We start from the raw sequence: 26,129 nt of genomic DNA, 5'->3' as shown, positions 1-26,129 counted from the left end.
CATGTTATTTTTGTTACATAAATCTTATTTTTAATAAAAATTAACAAAATAAAACGTTTTCGTATTAAAAAAGTTTGTATCTTTGCCTTGGTAAGTTTCATAGCTTACCATCTTTTTCATAGCAATTTTCCTCACTCATTCTTTGAGTGAGGTTTCTTTTTTTATAGACTTACCTTACTGTTTATGCAGCTTTTATTCCTATATTTGTCGGCTTTAAAAAATTAAACATATGATATTAGGAATTACATATACAGAGTGGGTAGGTTATCTAGCCTCAGTAGTATTAATTATTTCATTTATGATGAAAAATGTAAATACTTTAAGAATTGTTAACTCAGTTGGTGCATTATTATTTGTAATATATGGAATACTATTAGCTATTTCGTGGCCAATTATTATAACTAATGGATTTATTTTAATGCTTAACGTTTATTATCTTACTAAAAAAGAAAAATAAATTTCTTATTTTGCATAAAATATTTATGCTTTGAAACGAATCATAGTTTCTGTAACAAATGACTTAGTAACTGATCAACGAGTTCATAAAGTATGTACTACTTTAACTGAAATGAATTTTGATGTTTTACTAATTGGCAGAAAACTAAAAAATAGTAAAAAAATTAACAGAAATTATAAAACTACCAGAATGAAACTTTTGTTTACTTCTGGTTTTTTATTTTATTCTGAATATAATTTACGCTTATTTTTTAAACTTTTATTTCTAAAAAAAGACATTTTACTTTCTAATGATTTAGACACTTTGTTACCAAATTATTTAATAAGTAAACTATTTGATAAGAAGTTAGTTTATGATAGCCACGAATTGTTTACTGAATTACCTTCAATACAAGGAAGATATTCACAAAAAATATGGCGATTTCTAGAAAAATGGCTAGTCCCAAAACAAAAACATTTCTATACAGTTTCAGATTCAATTGCAAATTGGTTTCACAAAAAATATGATGTGAAACCTTTGGTAATAAAAAATTTTCCAAACTTTAATAAATCCTCTTCTTTAGAGTCAAAAGATAAATATATTCTTTATCAGGGAGCTTTAAATAATGGGAGAGGATTATTAGCTTTAATAGAAGCTATGCAAACAATTGAGAATGTTAAGTTGAAAATTGCAGGAGATGGCCCTATTAAATCTAAAATTCAAGAACAAATTAAACAATGTAATGTAGAAAATAAGGTAGTTTTATTAGGAAATCTTGAACCAGAAAAGTTACTATCCATAACTCAAAATGCAACTTTAGGAATTAGCTTAGAGGAAGATTTAGGCTTAAGTTACAAATATTCTCTTCCTAATAAATTATTTGATTATATACAGGCTAAAACACCTGTTGTAGCAACATATTTACCTGAAATTAAAAAAGTAATTAAAACTTATGGAGTTGGTGAAATAATAGACAATCATACTCCTGAAAATATTGCTACAATCATTAATAAAGTACTAAAAAATGAGAAAAAATTTTATAATGTTAATTTAGAAAAAGCTTCAAAAGAGTTAGTTTGGGAAAGTCAAGAAGAAAAATTAATATCTATTTTTAGAAACGTCTAAATGACTTATATACAGTATTTTATAAACTTGAAAAGTAAAAATAGATGGTTTACCTGAACACATTTTTTTTTCAAAGCTCAAACGAAATATTGAATATACTTTAGATAAAATCCGTTTTAAAAGTCTAATTTTTTTATAATTTGCTATAAGTGAAATTTGTATAGCTAATTTATCATTTGTATTTAATAGAAATAATGCATTTGAAATTGCCTTTTTAGTTTTTTGTAAAAAGACCTTGTTTTCTTCAATTCCTAAATGATAAACTGGATTTTCAGTTATACAAATTTGATCAGTTTTAAACTGAAGAAAAAAACGAGTATCTACAAAACCGTACTTTTCTTTTAATACTGGAAAATTTAATTTTAATGCTACCGACTTTCGTATTGCAAAATTGGCTCCTCTAACATTTAGAATTGTATTTTTTATTCTTTCATTAAAAGCTATTTCTTCTTTCTTCTTTCCATATTTCCATCTTAATAAATGTGGCAATGGATTCTTATTATCATAAATTACATTCCCTGCAATAATATCTTTATCCGTTGATTCTAGTTTATCTTTAAAAACCGAGATAAAATTATTGTGTACTGGCAATACATCAGCATCTAAAAATAACAACCAATCATATGAAGCCTTTTCTATTAAATAATTTCTATTTGAAGCATTTCCTAAATTTATTTTTTGTTGAAATAACATTACATTTAAGTTATCTAACTTATTGATAAATTTAAAATTTTCAATGAGGAATTCAACATTTGAAGCGTCGTCTGATAGTAAAATTTCCCATTTGCAATTTATATTTTTAAATTGATGAAGTAAATTCAATACTATAGATTGAATCTTATAATTATAAACAGGAATTAAAACCGAAATCATGACTAGACCATACTTTTTTGTTGCACCACTTCAAATAATTCACCGCCTTCACATTTAATAGTTCGGTAAGGGAACTTTAAAATAAGGGCATAATCATGCGTAGCCATTAAAATAGTTTTTCCACTTTCGTGAATTTCCTTTAAAACATTCATAACATCTACTGAAGTTGCTGGATCAAGATTTCCAGAAGGCTCATCGGCTAAAATTAAATCAGGGTCGTTTAACAACGCTCTTGCAATTGCAATACGTTGTTGTTCACCACCTGATAATTGAAAGGGCATTTTAAAATCTTTAGTTTCCATATCAACTTTAGATAACACCTCGTTAATTTTAGCTTTCATTTTTACTTTATCTTTCCAACCTGTGGCTTTTAAAACAAATAATAAATTTTCAAAAACACTTCTATCATTTAATAATTTAAAATCTTGAAAAACAATTCCTATTTTTCTTCTTAAATATGGAATCTCCTTTTCTTTTAAGGTTTTTAAATTGAAATCTACAATGCTACCTTTTCCTTGTTCTAACGGCAAATCTCCATATAAAGTTTTCATTAAACTACTTTTTCCGCTACCAGTTTTACCAATTAAATACACAAACTCACCTTTATTAATAGTTAAATTAACATCAGATAACACTAAATTTTCTCTTTGAAATATTTGTGCATTATTTAAGGATAAGATTACTTCAGACATAGAAAAATAGATTTTTAACAAATCTAAATATTTAAACTTAAAGTTTCAACTTATACCTATTTAATAATAAAATAGTTTCTTAAAAATTAAAAGAGGAATAGTTGTTGTAATAGTTCATTCATAAAAAAATAACAGCTAACAAATGCAATTTCAGTAAAAAAATGCGTTATTAGTTTATAATTAAATCTTTCAATTTTTATTAAAATGAAGTATAAAAAAGTTGTTCTACCATGTATTGTATTTTTTATAACCTTTTCATTATTAGCACAAAAAACAGCAATTTACACCAATTCACTTTCTGAATACAACCACGCAATTGAATTGTATCAAAACAAAGCGTTTGTAGCTGCTCAACAAAAATTTAACAATATTAAATCTCAGTTTGACAATTCGTCTGAATTAAAAGCCAATTGTGAATATTATGCTGCCAACTGTGCCATACGTTTAGAACAGCCAAACTCTGATGATTTAATGCAACAATTTGTAGATAAATACCCAACAAGCACAAAAAGAAACAGTGCTTTTATGGATGTTGCTAATTATTATTTTAAAATTGGAAAATATTCATACGCCGCAAAATGGTATCCCAAAGTAAATACTACCAATTTAACCATACGAAAAGAAGAAGATTTTAACTTTAAATATGCCTATTCATTATTTGCAAACAAAGCGTATTCAAAAGCTAAAGAATACTTTTTATTGTTGTTAGACTCTCAAGAATATGGTGCTCAAGCAAAATATTATTACGGTTATATTGCTTATAAAAATGATGATTACGAAACAGCAGACACCTATTTAGGTGAAGTGGTTGAAGATAAAAACTTTAAAACAAATGTTTCTTACTATTTAGCTGATATGAACTTTAAATTAGGAAAGTTTGAAAAAGCTATCGAATACGGCTTGCCTCTTCTTGAAAAAGCTAAACGTGTAGAACATTCTGAAATTTCTAAAATTGTTGGTGAAAGTTATTTTAATCTTCAAAAATATGAGGAAGCAATTCTTCATTTAAAAAATTACAAAGGAAAACGAGGCAAATGGAATAATACTGATTATTACTTTTTGGGCTACGCTTATTACAAACAAAACGGTTTTGAAAATGCTATAAACAATTTCAACAAAATTATTAGTGGAAATAACGCGGTTGCACAAAACGCTTACTATCATTTAGCTGAATGTTATTTAAACCTGGAGAAAAAAAATGAAGCTTTAAATGCATTTAGAAATGCTGCGCATATGAAGTTTAAGCCTGAAATACAAAAAGATGCTTGGTTAAATTATGCCAAATTAAGTTATGAAATTGGAAACCCTTATAAAAGCGTTCCTGATGTTTTACAAGAATATGTTGAATTATATCCAAATTCAAAACATAAAAGTAAAATTAATGAATTGATTATCAGTGCTTATATTACTTCAAAAGATTTTGAAGGTGCTTTAAGCTATTTAAAAAATAAGAAAAGTGCTAAAGAAAGAACATTGTTTCAAAAGGTTGCTTTTTATAGAGGTGCAGAGCTATTTTCTGAAGGAAATTATGACAGTGCAAAAGAAAATTTTGAAAGTTCTTTAAGAATTCCTTTAGATGCAAATTTTACTGCTCAAGCAACTTTTTGGAAAGGAGAAAGCAATTACAGATTAAATAATTTTAATGATGCTTTAGCAAGTTTTAAAGATTTCACATCAAATAATGAAGCTTCAAAAACTAATGAGTTTGAACATATAAATTACAATGTTGGGTACACTTATTTTAAACTAAAAGAATACGAAAAGGCGATACAAGAATTTAAAAATTATACCAATAAAAATACAAATGATGCTGTAAGAATTAACGATAGTTATTTAAGAATTGCTGATAGTTATTTTGCAAACAGTAGTTATTCAAATGCAATAAATTATTACGATAAAGCAATTAAAATAAATGGAATTGATGCAGATTATGCTCAATTTCAAAAAGCAATAAGTTACGGTTTAATCAACAAAGAAAATGATAAAATAGCTGAGTTAAATTCATTTTTAAACACATATTTAAAATCTACATATAGAGATGATGCTTTATATGTTTTAGGAAATTCTTACTTCAATAAAAATAAAAATGAGTTGGCACTAGAAAGCTTTAACAAACTAATTTCAAGCTTTAAAAGAAGTCTGTTAATTTCAAAATCGTTGCTTAAAAAAGGCTTAATTTATTACAATACTGACCAAAATGAACAGGCTTTAACAATTTACAAAAACATTGTAAAACGCTTTCCAAATACTGCTGAAGCAAAACAAGCAGTTAAAAACACACGTCAAATTTATGTAGATATAGGTCGCGTTGACGAGTATGCAGCTTGGGTAAAAGATATTGATTTTGTGAATGTCACAGATGCTGAATTAGATAACGACACGTATGAATCTGCTGAAAAACAATACTTACAAAACAATCATAAAAAAGCGATTGTTAGTTTCACAAAATACTTACAAAGTTTCCCTAAAGGATTGCACACATTACATGCTAATTTTTATTTAGCACAATCGTTATTTTCTGAAAACCAACATTCAAAAGCAATTCCAAATTACACATTTGTTATCAATCAAGAAAGAAATGAATTTACCGAGAATGCACTTTCAAGTTTATGTCAAATACATTTAGAAAACAATAATTGGAACAGTGCCATTCCGTTATTAGAACGTTTGGAAAGTGAAGCTAATTTACCACATAGTATAACGTTTGCACAATCTAACTTAATGAAAGGTTATTACGCCAATAAAAATTATAGTAAAGCTGTAAATTATGCTGAAGTGGTGTTACAAAATACAAAACTTGAAGCACGTATAAAATCTGATGCACACGTTATTATTGCACGTTCAGCTATACAAACTGAAAATAAAGATAAAGCAAGAAAAGCATATAAAGAAGTCGAGAAAATTGCTTCTGGAGAACTAAAAGCTGAAGCTTTATTCTATGATGCCTACTTTGAAAATAAAGATGGAAGCTATAGAGTTTCTAATGAAATAGTTCAAAAAATTGCTGCAGATTATTCAGCCTATAAATATTGGGGAGCTAAAGGTTTAATTTTAATGGCGACCAATTATTACGAATTAAAAGATGCTTACCAAGCAACTTATATTTTAGAGAGTGTACTAAAAAACTTTGCTGAATTTGATGATGTTGTTGAAGAAGCAACAAAAGAGCTCAAAAGAATTAAAACAGAACAGGCCAAAACAAATGAGTCTGTAAAGAATTAATAATTACTCTAATAAACGAATAAACATAAAAATATGCGAAAGCTTATCATAACTTCATTAACAATATTAATAACTGGGTTTTCTTTTTCACAAGAAACAAAAAAAGACACGTTAAAAACAGAAGAAATTAGTGTTGTAAAACCATACACTCCAAAAATTTCTGATGCTTTTAAAGTAACATCAAATCCAACTATTGAAGACACAAGCGCTATTGAAAAGGAAAAAGTTACTTATAGTATTTTCTCAATTCCTGTGGCTTCAACATTTACACCTTCAAAAGGAAAAGCAAAAGGTGTTATTAGAGAGCCTAAAGATCGTTTATTCGAAAACTATATTTCAGCAGGGTTTGGGAACTTTACAAGTCCGCTATTTGAAGCCTACATTCATTCTGGAGACACAAGATATAACGATTTTGGCATTTTTATAAATCACCATTCTTCTGAAGGTGGTATTAATGATGCATTGTTAAATACTAATTTTTCTGACACTAGAATTGATGGCTATTACAAACAATTTGATAGAGATTATAATTGGCAAGTGAATGCTGGTATACAACGCAAGCAATTTAATTATTATGGTTTATCGAGTGACCTAATTTTTGAAGATGCTTTTATAAACTCCTTAAACGAAGAGCAAGTTTATAAAAATATGTATGTAGGTGGGAAAATTGATTTTGAAGACTCTTTTTTTAAAGGTGCAACTGCCGAAATTTTGAATTTTTCAGATGATTATAACAGTAACGAAATTCGTCTTTTAGTAAAACCTAAAATCGAATTTCCAATTTCAACAGAGCTTATAAATGCTGATTTTTTAATAGATGTTATTTCAGGAAAATTCAAACAAAATTATACAACAACTGATGACTTGAAATACAGTTATTTAAATTTAGGATTTAACCCGAATTTTGAAGTTCTTCGAGAAAATTTAACAATTAACTTAGGTGCTAAACTTTATTATACTAACGATTTAGAAAATAAAATAACTAATTTCTATGCCTACCCAAATGTAACCGCGTCACTAAAAATGATTGATGAAGTTCTAACACTAGTTGCAGGCGTTACGGGTGATTTATACCAAAACACCTACAGTAATTTCGCAAATAAAAACCCATATGTTTCGCCAACACTTAACATATTACAAACTGATAAACAATATAAAGCATTTGTAGGCGCAAAAGGAAAATTGGCTTCAAACATTGGTTACAATTTTAATGTGAGTCATACATCCGAAATAAACAAACCATTATTTATTCAAAATCAAACAAAAACTGATGGAACTATTTTGATTGATAACGCTTATGAGGCTGGGAACTCATTTGAAGTAATTTATGATAACATTAAAACGTTGGATTTTTTAGCCGAAATTACAATAGATGCTTCTGAAGAATTTGATTTTAGTGGTACTTTAAATTATTCAAATTTTACAACAGAAAATCAATTAGAAGCGTGGAATTTACCAACAATAAAAGCAACTATTTCAGCCGACTATCAAAATAAAAACTGGTTTGCTGGCGCCAAATTATTTTATAATGGTAAAATCAACGATTTTGTAATTCCGTTTGGTTTAACTACTGAAAACGGTAGTATTGTTGAAAATAATTCATACATGGATTTAAACCTTAACGGTGGCTATATTTTTTCTGACAGGTTAACTGCATTTGCAAAAATCAACAATGCTCTAGGCGAGAAATATCACACTTTTATAAATTACCAAGTTCAAACATTACAAATATTAGCAGGTATTACTTACAAATTTGACTTGTAATACAAATCAAATTTATTTCATCTTTTTTATGTAGTTTTAACCATCTTAAAAAAACTACCCTAAATGAAAAACTTCTTTTTAACATTAAGTTTAATTAGTGTCTTAATTTCTTGTTCTGAAATTAAATCAACTAAAAGAATTAAGTCAATTGTAAATAAAAAAGACTCAACAGCAATTAAACATATTTTTAACTCAGCGCTAACAAACGGGCAATGTTATCAATGGTTAGCTATTTTATCAAATAATATTGGCGGTCGTTTATCTGGTTCTCCTGAAGCTCAACAAGCTGTTGATTGGGGAGAGAAATTAATGAAAGAATTAGATTTTGATAAGGTTTGGTTACAGCCAATTATGGTGCCTCACTGGGTTCGTGGAGAAAAAGAAGAAGCACATTTTACTGTAAATAACACTAAAATTAATGTCCCTATTTGTGCTTTAGGTGGTTCAATTGCAACTTTAGAAAATGGTATTTCTGCTGAAGTAATTGAAGTTAAAAGTTTAGAAGAAGCTGAAGCGTTAGGTGAAGAATTAAGAGGTAAAATAGTTTTTTTTAACCGTCCGTTTGATGATACTTTAATACGAACTTTTCACGCGTATGGAGGTTGCGTTGATCAAAGATACTCAGGTGCAAAAGTAACCGGAAAATTTGGAGCAGTAGGCGCAATTATTCGCTCAATGACAAATAGTATTGATGATTATCCGCATACTGGCGTTATGAGTTATGGAGATTTATTAGACGAAGAAAAAGTACCAACTGCTGCAATAAGTACAAAAGCTGCGAACTTATTAAGTGAAAAACTAAAAGAAAATCCAACATTAAAATTTTATTTCAAACAAAGTTGTAAAACCTTACCTGATGCTCCTTCTTTTAATGTAATTGGTGAAATTACTGGAAGTGAATCTCCTGAAAAATACATAACTGTTGGTGGGCATTTAGACTCTTGGGATTTAGGAGATGGAGCTCATGATGATGGTGCAGGAATTGTTCAATCTATTGAAGTAGCTCGTTTATTAAAATTAAACAATATTAAACCAAGACATACTATTAGAGTTGTCTTATTTATGAATGAAGAAAATGGTTTACGAGGCGGAAAAAAATACGCCGAGGAAGCTAAAAAAAATAACGAAATTCATGTTGCAGCCTTAGAATCTGATGCTGGTGGGTTTACTCCTAGAGGGTTTTCATTTGATGAAAGCGGAAAAAATTACGATTTGTTTATGAGTTGGAAACCGCTACTAGCTCCTTACGGATTGCTAGATATAAATACTGGTGGAAGCGGTGCAGATATTGGTCCATTAAAAAATGAAACCATCTCATTATTTGGTTATAGACCAGATTCTCAACGTTATTTTGATTATCATCATGCTTCAACTGATACTTTTGATAAAGTAAACAAACGCGAACTTGAGTTAGGAGCTGCATCAATGGCGTCCTTAATTTATTTATTAGATACTTATTTAGACTAATTTATTAAACCATATCATGAAAAAAATAGCGCTATTACTCTTAACTATGGTAACCATTTCTTGTTCGATAAAAGAAAAAGCAGATACACTTATTATAAATGCGAACGTTTATACTGTAAATACTAATTTTGATAAAGCTGAAGCATTTGCCATTAAAAATGGTAAAATTATTGATGTTGGTACTAGCTTAGAAATACAATCAAAATATGCATCAACATATATAAACGATGCGAAAGGAAAAACAATTTTACCTGGTTTTATAGATGCTCATTGTCATTTTTATGGTTTAGGATTGCAACAACAAAAAGTAGATTTAACAGGTACAAAAAGTTTTGATGAAGTAGTACAACGCATTGTTGATTTTCAGAAAGAAAAAAAAGTAAGTTACATTACTGGTCGTGGTTGGGATCAAAATGATTGGGAAGTAAAAGAATTTCCTTCTAAAGATAAGTTAGACCAACTGTTTCCAAATACACCAATTGCAGTGAGAAGAATTGACGGCCATGCTTTATTAGCAAATCAAGCCGCTATTAACTTGGCTGGTGTAACTATAGATACACCTTTTTCTGGTGGTGAAATACTTAAAAAGAATGGAAAACTGACTGGAATATTCATTGATAATCCTATGGAATTAATTGAAGCTAAAATTCAACTTCCTTCAGAAAAAGAACAAATTAAAGCGTTAAAAGAGGCTGAGAAAATTTGTCTTTTCTATGGTCTAACAACTGTTAATGACGCTGGAATTTCTAGAGAAACGATTGAGTTAATTGATAGTTTACAACAAGCAAACGAATTAAAAATTCGCATCTACGCAATGGTTTCTAATTCTCCTAAAAATTTAGATTATTACCTAAATAAAGGAATTATTAAAACAGATAGACTAAATGTTCGCTCAATAAAAGTTTATGGAGATGGAGCTTTAGGTTCTCGTGGTGCAGCAATGAAAGAATCATATTCAGACAAACACAATCATTTTGGAGCACTATTAGCTTCTCCAGAAGAATTTATGAATATTGCTAAAAAAATAGCGGCATCTGATTATCAAATGAATTCACATGCAATTGGTGATTCTGCCAATTATTTATTGCTTAAAACTTATCAAGAAGTTTTAATTGAGAAAAAAGATAGAAGGTGGAGAATTGAGCACGCACAAATTTTAGATCCTGAAGATTTTAAATATTTCGATAATATTTTACCTTCTGTACAACCAACTCACGCAACAAGTGATATGTATTGGGCAGAAGACAGAGTTGGGTCAAAACGAATTAAAAGTTCCTATGCTTACAAAGATTTATTAACCAACTATGGAAAAATTGCTTTAGGCACAGATTTTCCTGTAGAAAGAGTAAGCCCTTTTTTAACTTTTTATGCAGCTGTTGCCAGAAAAGATTTAAATAATTACCCTGAAAATGGCTTCCAAATGGAAAATGCATTAACACGTGAAGAAACTTTAAAAGGAATGACAATTTGGGCTGCATATTCAAATTTTGAAGAACAAGAAAAAGGTAGTATTGAAGTTGGAAAATTTGCAGATTTTATAATTCTTGATAAGAATATTATGGAGATAGAGTTGTCAAAAATTCCATATTTAAAAGTAGAGGAAACGTATATTGGCGGAGAAAGAGTATACTAAAACTAGTTTTCGCTTAAAATAATTGATTATTTAAAATTTTTAAATCATTCTACAATTGTTAAATTTTGAGTTTGCTCAAAAATAACTAACGTTTAGCAGTTAAATATTCATTTTTTTTCTTAAATTAGCATGATGTAAAAAGTTATAGCCCCCTTATACATAACATTTTACTTCCATTAAAACCCCTAAAAGATGAAACCCCTATCCAAAAAGATAGCAAATTGCGTATTTGTTATAGTTTCTTTTTTCGCTGCGATGAATTCTTATTCGCAAAATTTCTACAAAGCTGATCAAAATACTGTGTATAGTGTAGACCCAAGTATAAATTATATACATGAGTATACTGCTGGATTGCAAATACCTATATCTTTAGACATTGCACATTTTAGTGATGGAACTCTAGATTATGGTTTTGAACAAACAAGTCCAATCCCTGCAAATTGGGGATTTGAAATTCTGTTTGGCTCAAACTATAGTATTGTTGATGGTACAACAATTCAATATACAAGTATAACACCTAATTACTCATTAGCTGTTTATGTTCGAATTTTTGATACAAGTACAAATATTGATATACCTAATTTATCATTTGTTACTTTAAATTATAAAATAATTGGAAATTTTACAATTATAACACAAAATACAAATTCTTGTACAGGGGATTATGAGATTACGGTGAATGAGCATACTGATGGGGGTGTAATAATTTCAAGACCATATACTGTTGAAGTTTATGCAGGTGGTGTAATGGTAGCTGGATATCCACAAACATTTAACACTAATGAAATTAGCATCGCTGGTTTACTTGATACAGCTCCCGGGCCTGATTACACTTTTATTATTTACAATGCATTAGGACAAAGTAAAGGTGGTACTTTTACTGTATTCCCACCATACTACCCTCAAGCTCTTGTAACTTTTGCAGGTTTTGAATGTGCAGATTCTGCAAGTGGTATTATTGATATTCAAATTGATGGAGGTAAAACACCTATTGAGTGGTGGATTACAGACTCTGCTAATATTGGAGTTATTGATAGTGAGGATATAGGCCAATTTGAAACTGCTGGATTAGGAGTTTCAATCCCAAATATGGCATCTGGCACCTATACATTTAATTTTATTGATGCCAATGGTTGTGGGAATTTTGTAGATATAGAAGTATTAGTTCCATTACCAATAACAAATGACGATCTAATAAACACAAGTGTTACTTGTAGAGGTGGAAGTGATGGATCATTAACATTTACAATTGCAGGTGGATGGACAGAACCATTTCCTGGAAATATTTTTAATACTTCATGGGGACCTCCATATACATTTCAATTATTTATTGATGGTGTTGAGTATATTGCTCCTCCTGGTTTTCCAATAATAACACCTAGTTATGACCTAGGCGGAAATCAAGATGGATGGAATGCTTTTTACGACAATTTACCTGCAGGTAGTTATGAATTAATAGTTTCAGAAATATTTGCAACAAATACAAATGGTCCAACTCCAATTGAATATTCTTGTTCAAAAAGCTTTGGTCCAATTGCTCTTCTTGAACCTGACGAATTAGTGTTTAATGAAATTGTTACAGACCCTTTATGTTTTGGTGACACAACTGGTATTATATCAATAAGTCCAACTGGTGCAACTGCTCCTTATACTGTTACTTGGTACGAAGGTAATTTTTCTGATACATCAAACCCAGACACATCAGAAGCTGGTTTATCAATACTTAGCGGTCCTTTAGTAATTAATACTGGTGAATCTTCAGAAATTAATGGGCTAGCTGTTGGCTTATATTCAGTATTTATTACTGATGATAATGGCTGTACTTTCGCAATGAATTTTGAACTTACAACTCCTAATGAGTTATTAATAAGTGAAACACATGTAAATATACTATGTTTTGGTGATGCTTCTGGCTCTATAACTGTAAATATTGATCAAGAATCAATAGCTGATTATACCTATACATTAAATGGTGTTGACTATATTGGAAACCCATTTAATGACAGCCAAATGCAAACTGGGACCTCTATAATATTTGAGAACTTATTAGCTGGTAATTATGATGTTACTGTAACCGATGCTAATGGTTGCTTTAAAACAATTAACCCAATAATTATTACACAACCAGCAGCTTTATTTCAAATAGATACTTCAACATTAACTCATATTTCTTGTAATTCAAATAATGATGGAGCTATTGATATTGTAGTTTCTGGTGGAACACCAGGTTATATATTTACTTGGACTGGACCAAATGGTTTTACAGCGAATACTGAAGATGTTATAGGGTTAGAGCCTGGAGATTATACTGTAGTAATTGTTGATAGTACAGGAATTTGTACACTAACTGAAACATATACGATTACAGAACTTCCTTCATTAACAATAAGTGCTAACTTATCTAATTATAATGGTTATGAAATTAGTTGTAATGGTTCAAATGATGGAACCATTGACGTTACAGCAGGTGGAGGTTCAGGAATATATACTTATAATTGGACTACTGTAGATGGTTCAGGATTAATCCCTACAAATGAAGATCAATCTGGCTTAACGGCAGGTACTTATGAAATAACAATTACTGATAGCACGGGATGTTTTATAACTGAATCTTACACACTTACACAACCTAATGAACTTCTTATAAGTGAAACTCACTTAAATATTAGTTGTTTTGGTGATAATACAGGATCTATAGAAGTAAGTATTGACCAAACATCAACTCCAAATTACAAGTATCAAATTTCAGGAGTAGATTATATTGGTAATACATATACTAAAAGTAAAACAAGATCTGCAACAACATATACATTTGATGATTTATTGGCTGGAACATATGATATTACTGTAACTGATGCTAATGGTTGTTTTAAAATAATTTCAACAATAATTATTACACAACCAGCTGCTTTATTTCAAATTGACAGTGAAACATTAACGCATATTACATGTAATGGGTTTAATGATGGAGCTATTGATATAGTTGTTTCAGGAGGAACACCTGTATATACATACTCTTGGACTGGACCAAATAGTTTTACAGCTACTACTGAAGATATTAATTCATTAGAACCTGGTAACTACACTATTGAAATTTTTGACGCAACAGGTATCTGTTCTATTACTAAATCTTACACACTTACTGAGCCTGACTTATTAGTTTTAAATAGTAATATATCTAATTATAATGGTTTTGAAATTAGCTGTTACGGAGATAACAATGGATCTATTGACATTACAGTTACTGGAGGTTCAGGTGTTTATACATATAATTGGACTACATTAAATGGTGCAGGCTTAATCGCTAGTGACGAAGATCAAAATAATTTAACTGTTGGTACTTACGAAGTAACAATTACAGACAGTACAGGATGTTCAATAGATGAGACTTACATACTAACTCAACCTTCAGTATTATTAATAAGTGAAACTCATTTTAACGTTATTTGTTATGGATATGATACTGGTTATATAACAGTAAATATTGATCAAGAATCAATTGCTGATTATACGTATTCAATTACTGGTACAGATTATAATGCAAATGCATATAATGACAGTCAAACACAATCTGGAACATCATATACATTTAATAATTTATTTGCAGGAACTTATGATGTTACTGTAACTGATGCTAATGGTTGTTTTAAAACAATTTCAACTATTATTATTGCACAACCTACTGATTCATTCCTAATAGATTCAGCATTAGTTTCAAACATTACTTGTAATGGAAATAATAATGGTGATATTAATATTGAAGTTTCTGGTGGAACTCCTGGATATACATATTCTTGGGTTGGACCAAACGGATTTACTGCAAATACGCAAGATATCACAACATTAGAAGCTGGAGATTATAGTGTTGAAGTTTTTGATACTACTGGTACTTGTTCATTAACTAAAACTTACACAATTGTAGAACCAGATGTATTAGCTTTAAACAGTAATATATCTAATTTTAATGGTTATCAAATTAGCTGTAATAGTGAAAATGATGGCTCAATAGATACAACCGTAACAGGTGGTACAGCTCCATATACTTACAATTGGGCTACAGCTGATGGCTCTGGACTTATTGCAGGAAATGAAGACCAACCAAATTTAACTGCTGGTACATATAATTTAGTTATTACTGATACTAATGGGTGTTCAACAAATGAAACTTATACACTTACTGAACCAACAGAATTGCAAATAAGTGAAACTCATTTTAATATAATTTGTTTTGGAAACGCCTCTGGTTCAATCACTGTAAATATTGATCAAATATCAATTGCTAATTATACCTATTCAATTATTGGAACAGACTATAATGGCAATGCTTATAATAATACGCAAACACAATCTGGATTATCATATACATTTAATAGTTTATATGCAGGGACTTATGAAATTACGGTAACTGATGCAAATGGTTGTTTTAAAACAATTTCAACAATTGTTATTACGCAACCTGCTACTTCATTCCAAATAGATGCTGCTACTGTTTTAAACATTACTTGTAATGGTGATAATAATGGAGATATTAATATTGAAGTTTCTGGCGGAACACCTGGTTATTCATATGCTTGGATTGGTCCTAACGGATTTACTGCAAATACACAAGATATAACAGCGTTAGAAGCTGGTGATTTTACCGTTGAAATTTTTGACGCAACAGGAACCTGCTCACTTACAGAAACCTATACAATTACTGAAGCTGATTTACTAACTTTAACCAATAATACATCAAACTATAATGGTTATGAAATTAGCTGTTTTAACGAAAATGATGGTTCAATAGATATTACTGTAAATGGTGGTCTAGCTCCTTATACTTTTAACTGGACAACTGTTAATGGTTCTGGGTTTAATGCAACTAGTGAAGATCAAAATAATTTAACAGCTGGGACGTATGATTTATTAATTACAGATAGTGCAGGATGCTCAATAAGTGAAACTTATACACTAAATGAACCTAACGAATTACAAATAGCAAATACACAAACAAATATTAATTGTTTTGGTGATGCTTCTGGTTCAATCTCAGTAAACATTAATCAAGAATCTACAGCTAATTATACATTTACAATAACTGGTACAGATTATAATGGAAATGCTTATAATCAAAGTAGTACACAATCCTCAATTTCATATACATTTAATAATCTTTTAGCTGGTATTTATACTCTTGAAGTTGCAGATGCTAACGGATGTTTTAAAACTATAAACAACATAAATATTACACAGCCTGCCGCTTTATTTAAAATAGATACAGTAACAATAACGAATACAACTTGTTCTTCAAACAATGACGGTACAATTAGTATTAATGTATCTGGAGGAACACCAACTTATACATATTCTTGGACTGGCCCAAGTGGTTTTACAGCAAATACTAAAGATATTGCTAGTTTAACTCCTGGCGATTATACCGTTACAATTATTGATGCAACAGGTACTTGTTCAATATCAGAAACATACAATATTATTGATATTGATTCTTTAGCTTTAAGCGGTGTTTTATCAAATTATAATGGATTTAATGTAAAATGTAACAATGGAGATGATGCAAGTATAAACGTTACAGTAACAGGTGGTGTAGCACCATATAGCTACAATTGGACTACTATTAATGGTTCTGGTCTTTTAACTACAAGTGAAGATCAATCTGATTTAACAGCTGGAACATATGATTTAACTGTAACTGATGTAAACGGGTGTATTATTAGTGAAACATTCAATGTAAATGAACCTGCAGCATTATCAATTAATGAAGTACACACTAATATTAACTGTTTTGGTGAAGCTGCTGGATCAATTGAAGTAACTATAGACCCTTCAGTTGCAAATTATACATTTGAAATTTCAGGAATAGATTATAATGGTACATTGTATAGTTCAACCAAAACTCAATCTGGCACAACATATATATTTGATAATTTACTAGCTGGTACTTACAATATTATAGCATCTGATGCTAATGGTTGTTTGAGAACAATTGATGATATTGAAATTACACAACCACTAACTGATTTAAATCCAAATGCAAGGGTTTCTAATGTAAGCTGCTTTAATGCTAATAATGCAACTATTATATTAAGTGTTTCCGGAGGAACCCCATTTCCTAGCAGCCCTTTCTATCAAATTAATTGGACTGGACCAAATGGGTTTACAAGTTCTTCTGAAATTATTACAAATTTAGAATCTGGTCAATACGAAGTAACTATTATAGATGCTATTGGATGTGTAAATACATACCAATATTTAATAGAACAACCTAACGAAATTCTTATCAATATTGATGTTGAACAAGATGTATTATGTTACGGAAATTTTGATGCTAATATAATAATTTCACCTTCAGGAGGATCTGGTACATATAGGTATATTTGGACTAAAAATGGAAGTCCATACTCAATTGATGAAGATTTAATTAATATTGGACCTGGTAATTATACAGTAATTGTTATAGATTCTAACGGTTGTAAAAACACTGAAACATTTGTAATTACACAACCAGATTTAGTTCAAATAAATCTAACTTCAAAAGTTGATGTATTTTGTAATGGAGAAGCTAATGGATCAATAAATATTGATGTAATTGGTGGTACGCCAGAAGAAATTTCTTCAGGAGTTTTTGAATACACATATAACTGGACTGGACCAAATGGTTATAGTAATACAACAAAAAACATAGCTAACTTATTCGCTGGTGAATATAATTTAACAGTAAATGATAATTTAGGCTGTGAACAATTTATTACATTTGAAATTGAACAGCCAGGTGATTTAGTAATCAATGCAACAAAAACTGATATTTCTTGTTATAATGCTAACGATGGTACTATTCAACTAGATATTACTGGTGGTGTTTCTCCATATATTGTTGATTGGGGAGCAAAAGAAAATGTAACAAGTAAAGATAATTTGAATCCTGGAACCTATCTAATATCAGTAACCGATGAAAATAATTGTACAAAATTTATAACCGTTGAAATTATCGAAGCACCAATTTTCAATATCAATCCTTTAGTCTCAAACATAACGTGTGTTGGGGAAAGAAATGGAGTAATTACTTTAAATGTTGTAGGTGGTGTGCCTCCAATAAATATTACTTGGATTGACGAAAATGGTAATGAAGATATTGATGGAGAAAATGAAACAGTAACAAACCTTGCTCCAGGAACATATAATGTAATTGTTAGTGATAGTTCACCTACATCTTGCCCAATTACGCAAACCTTTATAATTTCAGATCCAACACCTCTAGCAATAAGTGCAACAATTAATAATGCTACAAATTGTGATAATACAAACAGCGGAACAATTAATGTGCATATAACAGGAGGTAAATTACCATATAGTTACGCTTGGGATAATGGAATTAGTACTGAAGATATTTCAAATCTTCCTCCGGGAGATTACAATATTGAAGTAACTGATGCTAATGGTTGTCAAATAAGTGATGTATTTACAATAACCAGACCACCCGTTTTAGAAATTGCTTTAACAACAAGTTTATATTCAGATTGTACCACTATGGAAGCAAATCAAGTAAACACTGTAATAGCTTCTGGAGGTGTAGCGCCATATACTTTTACTTGGTCTGACGGATTAGTTTCAGGAAAAAATAATGAAATTATGACATCTGGTCAAAATGGAAACTATACGGCAACTGTAACTGATGCTGTAGGCTGTGAAGCTCAAGTAGTATTTGAAATAAATATTTCTCAATTTGGTGAACTTTCGTTTGATTATGCTTCATTCTCTCTTGATAAATATGACATTTTATCAATAGATGACCCAATTCAATTTACAAATACTTCTACAGGTGATTATACATCTGTAAGTTGGGATTTTGGTGATGGATCATCAATTGTTTTTGAAGAAAATCCATCTCACACTTATAGTGAAGAAGGAACTTATACAATTATACAAACAGTTGATTATGATTATGGTTGTTCATACACATATACTCAAGATATAACAGTTATTAAAGGTTACAACTTAATTATACCTAATGGATTTACACCCAATAATGATCAAATTAATGACACTATAAGACCTAGTTATACAGGTATGGATGATGTAGAAATGAGTATATATGATACCTGGGGTTCATTAATATATTTTGAAAAAGGAACAGAACTTAAAGGTTGGGATGGAAGAATAAATGGTACATTAGCAGAAAACGGTAACTATGTAATAAAAGTTAAAGCCAAAGTATTCTATGGCAAAGAAATAACTTCCAATAGTGCTGTAACATTAATTAAATAAAATGCCAATAAAAAAAATATTATTTTTATTAATAATACTATTAACATTTAAGAATGGATACTCTCAAGACCCTGTGTTTTCTCAGTATTTTATGATACCTGAAACAATTAATACAGGGTTTACAGGAGCTTTAGAAACTCCAAAATTTGGAGTTGTTCATAGAACCCAATGGGCCGACTTAGATTTTAGTATAAATACGCAATTTGCTTATGTTGATGGTTGGTTTGACAATATAAATAGCGGAATAGGAATAAGTATTTTAAACCATACAGAAACAAATACCAAATACAAATTTACCCAAGTAAACCTTAACTACGCTTTAGCTATAAGATTATCTAGAGAATGGTATCTAAGACCTAGTATTGCAGTTGGTTTAGGAATAAAAGATTATGCGTTTCAAAATCTTTTATTAGAAGACCAAGTAAATATCTCAACAGGAACCATAAATAGTTCAAGTATTGATCCAACACTTTTATTAGAAAAAAAACGCTTTGTCGATTTTAGTTCATCAATACTTTTAAATAATGAAAATTCTTGGTTTGGTTTAACAATAAGACACCTAAACAAACCCAATATTTCTTTAACTTCTGAAGGAAATACACCATTAGACATGTTTATTTCAGTTCATTCAGTAATTGAGTTTCCACTGTATCGTTATTCTAACTATAAATATTCTGATAAAAATAGTGTATACTTTTTATCTAATTTCATGAAACAAGGTGACTTTAGTAGACTTGATATTGGGTCACAATATGTTTATGATGATACATTTTCATTTGGTGTTCTAGCGGTTACTAACCCGCTTAAAAATAATTCAAGTAAACAATTTTTAACTTCAATAAATGCATTTGTAGGTTTAAAATGGAAGGATTTAAAATTTGGTTATTCATATGATCTTAACATAAGTAAAATAGGTAATACTGGTGGTGTATATGAATTTTCTATCTCTTACAGCCTAAGAGATTATGTTACACATGCTAAGTGTCCTGTTCAATTCTAAGTCTATAAATTATTTAAAAAATTAACTGCATTTTTAAATTTCATTTGATTTTTTTCAAACATCCATATCAACCATTTATCCCTAATCAAGCAACAAAACTAATTGTTGGTACTTTACCTCCTCCTAGATTTTCAATAGGAAACTTAAAAAAAGGCGATGTGAATTTTTGTTATGGTAGCATTGATGGCCAATTATGGAAAATATTAGATACAATTTTCAACCTCAACTTAAAATTTGAAACTACAGATTTCGCAATTAAGCAAAGAAAGAATTTTCTGCTAAAAAATAATATTGGTATTTGTGATATTGTTGAATCTTGTGAACGTGAAAAAATTGATGCTTCAGATTTAGGAATGTTTGCTATTACTTTACGAGATATGCTGTACTTTATTAAAAAGCATCCCTCAGTACATACACTTTTATTAACTGGTGGAAATAGTAAAAACGGCCCAGAATATCATTTAAGAAGACAATTGAAAGAACAAAATATTAGCCTTACTCCTATTTCTTTAGAAACTCCAAGAATTCACGAGTTTTCAATTCAAAATACAAGAATTATAAAAGTAGTTTCATTAACGGCTCCTTCTGGCGCAGCGAATAGAGCTATTGGAAGTAATCCACAATACAAACATATAAAACAACAAAACCCTAAATTCAATACTTTTGATTTTAGAGTTTTACAGTATAAGAAATACTTTTAAAGCTTTAATCTAATATATCACCAACAAATTTAGTAATTGTATTAGTTCCGTTGTCTGATAAATAATTAATAAATGCAGAGCCAATTATCGTTCCATTTACATAATTACAAGCTGTATTAAATGTAGATTTATCTGAAATTCCAAAACCTGCAATTAACGTGCTTTTTAAATTCATGTTTTTAATTCGCTCAAAATAAGCAATTTGTTTTTCTGAAATTCCCCCTTTTGCACCTGTAATTGATGATGAAGCAACAACATAAATAAAAGCATTACTCATTTCATCAATTTTTCGAATACGCTCATCTGAAGTTTGAGGTGTAATTAAAAACACATTTGATATGTTATACCCAGCAAACAAATCTTTATAAAGAGATTCATATTCAATCATTGGTAAATCTGGAATAATTACAGTTTCAATTCCGCAATCTTTACATTTTTGACAAAACTTAGTTTCACCATATTTTAGTACTTGATTTAAATAACCCATTAAAACTAGTGGGACTTTTATTGAATCTTTTATAGCATCCAACTGATTAAAAATAATATCCAAATTTATTCCGTTTGCTAAAGCTAGCGAACTACTATTTTGTATCGTTGGCCCATCAGCTAATGGATCAGAATATGGCAATCCAACTTCAATAAAATCTACTCCACTGCTCTCCAAACTTTTAATAATAATTTCAGTATCATTTAACTTAGGAAAACCCGCAGTAAAAAAAACTGAACATAAATTCTGCTGTTTTGTATTAAATAAACTAATTAACTTATTCATCTTTCAAATTTGTTATATAAGTTTCTAAATCCTTATCTCCTCTACCCGATAAATTAATAACAACAACTTGATTCTTCTCAAATTTCATTTTAGGTAAAACAGCCAATGCATGTGCCGATTCCAATGCAGGAATAATTCCTTCTATTTTCGTTAATTCATAAGCCGCATCTAACGCTTCTTGATCTGTGGCATTCATAAATTTTGCTCGGTCGCTTTCATGTAAGTAAGCGTGAAGCGGTCCAATTCCAGGATAATCTAACCCCGCCGAAATTGAATAAGGTTCAATTACTTGTCCGTATTCATCTTGCATTAAAATAGTTTTACTTCCGTGTAAAACACCAACTTCACCCAATTGAGATGTTGCTGCACTTTTACCACTATAAACACCTAACCCTGCGGCTTCAACTGCTATTAAATCAACGCTTTCTTCATCTAAATAATGATAAAAAGCACCTGCCGCATTACTTCCACCGCCAACACAAGCAATTATCATATCTGGATTTTCATTTCCAGTTTGAACCAATAATTGTTCTTTAATTTCCTTGCTAATGATAGATTGCAAACGCGCTACCATATCAGGATAAGGATGCGGTCCAACCACTGAACCAATTAAATAATAAGTATCTTCAGGGTTTCCAATCCAATCACGAATTGCTTCATTTGTAGCGTCTTTTAAGGTTTTACTTCCACTTGTTGCCGGAACAACTTTTGCACCTAACATTTTCATTCGTGCTACATTTGGAGCCTGACGTTTAATATCAACTTCCCCCATAAAAACAATGCATTCTAAATCCATTAAAGCACAAACTGTAGCTGTTGCAACACCATGTTGCCCTGCACCGGTTTCAGCAATAATTCGCTTTTTACCTAAGTGCTTTGCAACCAAAATTTGCCCAATCGTATTATTCACTTTATGCGCACCTGTATGGCATAAATCTTCACGCTTTAAATAAATTGTTGCTCCATATTTTTCAGATAATCGTTTTGCTAAATATAATGGAGTTGGCCTACCCACATAATTATCCAATAAATCTTTAAATTCTTTTTTAAAGGATTCCGATGCTAAAATTTTCAGATAATTACCCTCTAATTCCTTTACATTAGGGTATAATAATTCGGGTATAAAAGCACCACCAAACTTCCCATAATACCCATCTTTATCAACAAAATAACTCATACTAAGTTGTTTTTAAATTCTTTTAGTTTTTCTATATTTTTTAAAGCAGGTTCTATTTCAAAACCACTATTAACATCAACACCTATAAAATTTAAGTGATTAATTTTATTAACTTCAAGCACATCGTTTTTTGAAATACCACCACTCAATAAAAAAGGAATATTCCCCTTATAATTTTGAAGTATTTCCCAATTAAATTTTATCCCATTACCTCCATAATTTACTCCTTTTGTATCGAATAAAAAATAACTGCAATAATTTTCGAAAGCCTTGGTTTCATCAAAATCAAACTTCCCATCAACTGAAAAAGCCTTTATAATTTTAACTTCTTGACTGGATTTTAATTTATCACAAAATTGTGGAGTTTCATCTCCATGTAGTTGTACAAAATCTAATTGATATTGATTTACTTTTTTTATAATTTCACCTTCACTTTCATTTACAAAAACACCTACTTTTTTAACATCAGAAGGAAACTCAACTTCTGGAAAGTCTGCGACAAAACGTTTAGATTTATTGTAAAATATAAACCCTACAAAATCTGGTTTCAAGACTAATAAGCTTGAAACATTTTCAGAGTTTCGCATTCCACAAACTTTAATTTTCATTTTTTTATCGTATTTGAGATATAAATTCTTGACAAGCAAATCCAGGGTCATTAGTTTTCATGAAATTTTCTCCAATTAAAAACCCTTGAAAACCATATTCTTTTAAACCTGTAATAACTCTTGGGTCGCTCAAACCACTCTCTGAAACTTTAATACAACTCTCAGGAATTTGACTTGCTAGCTGAATAGAATGCTCTAAATCGACTTCAAAAGTTTTTAAATTTCTATTATTTATTCCTATTATTTTATTGTCAAGTTCTATTTTACCTAATTCTTCTTCACTATGCACTTCATACAAAACATCTAAGCCTAAATCTTCAGCTAATTTGCCATAATTTTTCAATTCTTGCTTGGTTAAACAAGCTGCAATTAGTAAAATTGCGTCAGTTCCAATAGCTTTTGCTTCCACAATTTGAAATCCATCAACTATAAAATCTTTTCTTAAAATTGGTGTGGTATCATTTACTGTTCTTGCCTTCATTACATCAACAATATTTCCACCAAAAAATTCCGTATCTGTTAAAATAGATTGCGCAGCCACATTTGCTTCTAAATATCCTTGAGTAACTTCAATAATATCAGATGTATCATTGATAATTCCTTTTGAAGGAGATTTTCTTTTATACTCTGCGATAATTCCGGTTGAATCTTTAGCAGTCAATGCATTTTTCAATGAAATTGGTGTACGATTAAAATTAGGGCTTTTTACCAATTTTTCAATTGCTACCTCACTTTTTAATTGAGCTACTTCCTTTTTTTTATGTGCTATTATTTTATCTAAAATGGTCATTTTCTATTTATTCAGTGATTCATAAATTTTATTAATTTTCGTCACCCTGAACTTGTTTCAGGGTATCATCCAAATTGTAATGTTTTTAAAGTAGGGTTCATTTCCTTAATTAAATTTATTTTCCAATCGTGATGCCAATTTTTCAATTGTTTTTCTCTTAAAATTGTTTAATTAATATTCCTAAATTCTTCGAAATATATTAAATCTTTCACATTATATTTTAATGTAAACTTTGAACCTAATCCATTTTTATACTAATCCGTTCTTTCTTTTAAGTTTGCTGTCATACCAATATAAAAGGTTGTTCTATATTCATTCGCTAATATGTAAACATAACTTAATTTCATTTTCTCACTAAATGTGATACTGAAACAAGTTCAGCATGACGATTAAAAATTTATTAATTTACTTAAACATTTTTTCGCCTTCAAACTAATTAAAGATTCTTTTGCTTCTTCAAAAGCAGTTTCAAACGATTTGGTTACATCTATTATTTTTAATGCAAATGCTGCATTAGCCAATACTGCATTATTTTGTGCATCAGTTCCTTTTCCATCTAATATAGAAACAAATATTTTGGCTGATTCTGCCACAGAATTTCCTCCGAAAATTTCAGATTGCTGTAAACTTTTCAACCCTAATTCTTCAGGAGTAATTAATTGTTCATTTTCCTTGGTAAATAATTTAAATGCGCTTGTTAATGAAATTTCATCGTAACCATCTAAACTATAAATAATTCCATAACTTTTTGAAGTTTCTTGCAATAAATAATTATAAATCCTGGCAACTTCTAAATTAAAAACTCCTACTAACTGATTTTGTGGATTGCTAGGATTTACCAAAGGTCCCAACATATTAAAAAATGTTTTTAAGCCTAATTCTTTACGAACAGGCCCAACGAATTTCATTGCTGGGTGAAATAATGGCGCGTGTAAAAAACAGATATTTGCGGTATCTATTTGCTGCTTTAAAACAGCTTCATCATTCGTAAATTTGTACCCTAAATACTCTAACATATTTGAAGAACCACTTACCGATGAAACGCCATAATTACCATGCTTAGCTACTTTATTTCCAGTACCAGCAACTACAAATGATGTTAATGTTGAAATATTAAATGTGTTTTTTCCATCACCGCCCGTACCACACAAATCAATAGTGTTAAATTCAGATAAATCAATTTTTACTGCCAATTCTAATAATGCTTCTCTAAATCCGGCTAGCTCATCTACTGAAATTGGACGCATCATAAAAACCGTTAAAAACGAAGCCAAATGAGCTGCATTGTATTGTTCATTTGCTATTTGAATCAATACTTCTTTAGCCTCTTGTTTTGTTAATCGTTGCTGTTCAAATAATTTATTTAATATTGCTTTCATAAGCCCCTTTTAATTCCCCAAAGGGGAAATTTTATTAATTTATTACTCCTTCACTTCGGAAAGGTTGGATTGGGAGTTTACTTCTATAAAATTACGAACAATTTGCTCACCTAAAGGTGTTAAAATTGACTCTGGATGATACTGAACTGCACTTATGTTGTACGTTTTATGTTGTAAAGACATAATATCTCCAAACTCATCAACTGATGTTATTTCCAATTCAGAAGG

Annotated in this window: 16 protein-coding genes and 1 pseudogene; 9 read left to right on the top strand and 8 right to left on the bottom strand. The window is 29.9% G+C overall.

Annotated elements, in window-relative coordinates; genetic code table 11:
• The first annotated feature begins 229 nt into the window (after positions 1-229).
• Complete coding sequence (locus GQ540_RS04985; RefSeq protein ID WP_291798226.1) at positions 230-457, top strand: uroporphyrinogen decarboxylase; 228 nt, start codon at positions 230-232, stop codon at positions 455-457.
• Between the two features lie 30 nt (positions 458-487).
• Positions 488-1,561: a glycosyltransferase gene (locus GQ540_RS04980; RefSeq protein ID WP_291798223.1), complete on the top strand. Its 1,074-nt coding sequence runs from the start codon at positions 488-490 to the stop codon at positions 1,559-1,561.
• Here the strand turns inward: GQ540_RS04980 and GQ540_RS04975 are convergent.
• Both GQ540_RS04975 and GQ540_RS04970 read right to left on the bottom strand, forming a co-directional pair.
• Positions 1,535-2,434 (bottom strand): glycosyltransferase family 2 protein, encoded by a 900-nt coding sequence (locus GQ540_RS04975; protein ID WP_291798219.1) that lies wholly within the window; start codon positions 2,432-2,434, stop codon positions 1,535-1,537. The two genes, GQ540_RS04980 and GQ540_RS04975, sit on opposite strands and share 27 nt — an antisense overlap.
• A 2-nt stretch (positions 2,435-2,436) precedes the next feature.
• Positions 2,437-3,126 carry a cell division ATP-binding protein FtsE gene (locus GQ540_RS04970; RefSeq protein WP_291798216.1) on the bottom strand — a complete coding sequence of 230 codons (690 nt, stop codon included), beginning with the start codon at positions 3,124-3,126 and terminating at the stop codon, positions 2,437-2,439.
• Positions 3,127-3,330: 204 nt separating this feature from the next.
• Here GQ540_RS04970 and GQ540_RS04965 point away from each other — a divergent pair, with 204 nt between their 5' ends.
• From GQ540_RS04965 to GQ540_RS04935, 7 genes are all read left to right on the top strand, one after another.
• Positions 3,331-6,348, top strand: coding sequence for a tetratricopeptide repeat protein (locus GQ540_RS04965; RefSeq protein ID WP_291798213.1), 3,018 nt, complete (start codon positions 3,331-3,333; stop codon positions 6,346-6,348).
• 33 nt (positions 6,349-6,381) lie between these two features.
• Positions 6,382-8,112: a TonB-dependent receptor gene (locus GQ540_RS04960; RefSeq protein WP_291798211.1), complete on the top strand. Its 1,731-nt coding sequence runs from the start codon at positions 6,382-6,384 to the stop codon at positions 8,110-8,112.
• Positions 8,113-8,175: 63 nt separating this feature from the next.
• The gene (locus GQ540_RS04955) at positions 8,176-9,579 is read left to right on the top strand and encodes a M20/M25/M40 family metallo-hydrolase (RefSeq protein ID WP_291798208.1); all 1,404 of its coding nucleotides are present in this window, start codon (positions 8,176-8,178) and stop codon (positions 9,577-9,579) included.
• A 16-nt stretch (positions 9,580-9,595) separates the two neighbouring features.
• Positions 9,596-11,212, top strand: a complete 1,617-nt coding sequence (locus GQ540_RS04950) for an amidohydrolase (RefSeq protein WP_291798205.1) — start codon at positions 9,596-9,598, stop codon at positions 11,210-11,212.
• 192 nt (positions 11,213-11,404) lie between these two features.
• Positions 11,405-19,474 carry a PKD domain-containing protein gene (locus GQ540_RS04945; protein ID WP_291798202.1) on the top strand — a complete coding sequence of 2,690 codons (8,070 nt, stop codon included), beginning with the start codon at positions 11,405-11,407 and terminating at the stop codon, positions 19,472-19,474.
• 1 nt (position 19,475) lies between these two features.
• A complete protein-coding gene (locus tag GQ540_RS04940) occupies positions 19,476-20,474 on the top strand; it encodes a PorP/SprF family type IX secretion system membrane protein (protein WP_291798199.1) in 999 nt (332 codons plus the stop codon).
• 44 nt (positions 20,475-20,518) lie between these two features.
• Positions 20,519-21,175: a uracil-DNA glycosylase family protein gene (locus GQ540_RS04935; RefSeq protein ID WP_291798196.1), complete on the top strand. Its 657-nt coding sequence runs from the start codon at positions 20,519-20,521 to the stop codon at positions 21,173-21,175.
• Between the two features lie 4 nt (positions 21,176-21,179).
• Here GQ540_RS04935 and trpA read toward each other — a convergent pair whose 3' ends face one another.
• The 6 genes and pseudogenes from trpA to GQ540_RS04900 form a co-directional block, all read right to left on the bottom strand.
• A complete protein-coding gene (gene trpA / locus GQ540_RS04930; protein ID WP_291798194.1) occupies positions 21,180-21,947 on the bottom strand; it encodes a tryptophan synthase subunit alpha in 768 nt (255 codons plus the stop codon).
• Positions 21,940-23,124, bottom strand: a complete 1,185-nt coding sequence (gene trpB / locus GQ540_RS04925; protein ID WP_291798192.1) for a tryptophan synthase subunit beta — start codon at positions 23,122-23,124, stop codon at positions 21,940-21,942. Before trpB ends, trpA begins: the two co-directional genes overlap by 8 nt.
• Positions 23,121-23,732, bottom strand: a complete 612-nt coding sequence (locus GQ540_RS04920) for a phosphoribosylanthranilate isomerase (RefSeq protein WP_291798189.1) — start codon at positions 23,730-23,732, stop codon at positions 23,121-23,123. Before GQ540_RS04920 ends, trpB begins: the two co-directional genes overlap by 4 nt.
• A gap of 4 nt (positions 23,733-23,736) precedes the next feature.
• The gene (gene trpC / locus GQ540_RS04915; RefSeq protein ID WP_291798186.1) at positions 23,737-24,522 is read right to left on the bottom strand and encodes an indole-3-glycerol phosphate synthase TrpC; all 786 of its coding nucleotides are present in this window, start codon (positions 24,520-24,522) and stop codon (positions 23,737-23,739) included.
• 389 nt (positions 24,523-24,911) lie between these two features.
• Positions 24,912-25,901 carry an anthranilate phosphoribosyltransferase gene (trpD, locus tag GQ540_RS04905; RefSeq protein ID WP_291798184.1) on the bottom strand — a complete coding sequence of 330 codons (990 nt, stop codon included), beginning with the start codon at positions 25,899-25,901 and terminating at the stop codon, positions 24,912-24,914.
• 42 nt (positions 25,902-25,943) lie between these two features.
• A pseudogene (locus GQ540_RS04900) lies at positions 25,944-26,129 on the bottom strand (hypothetical protein); the annotation flags it as partial.

Origin of the sequence: Lutibacter sp., assembly GCF_013139515.1 — a bacterium.
In the GTDB taxonomy this organism is placed as follows: Bacteria; Bacteroidota; Bacteroidia; order Flavobacteriales; family Flavobacteriaceae; genus Lutibacter.
The sequence above is the reverse complement of the archived record's forward strand: the minus strand, read 5'-3'. Positions and strand labels throughout refer to the sequence as shown.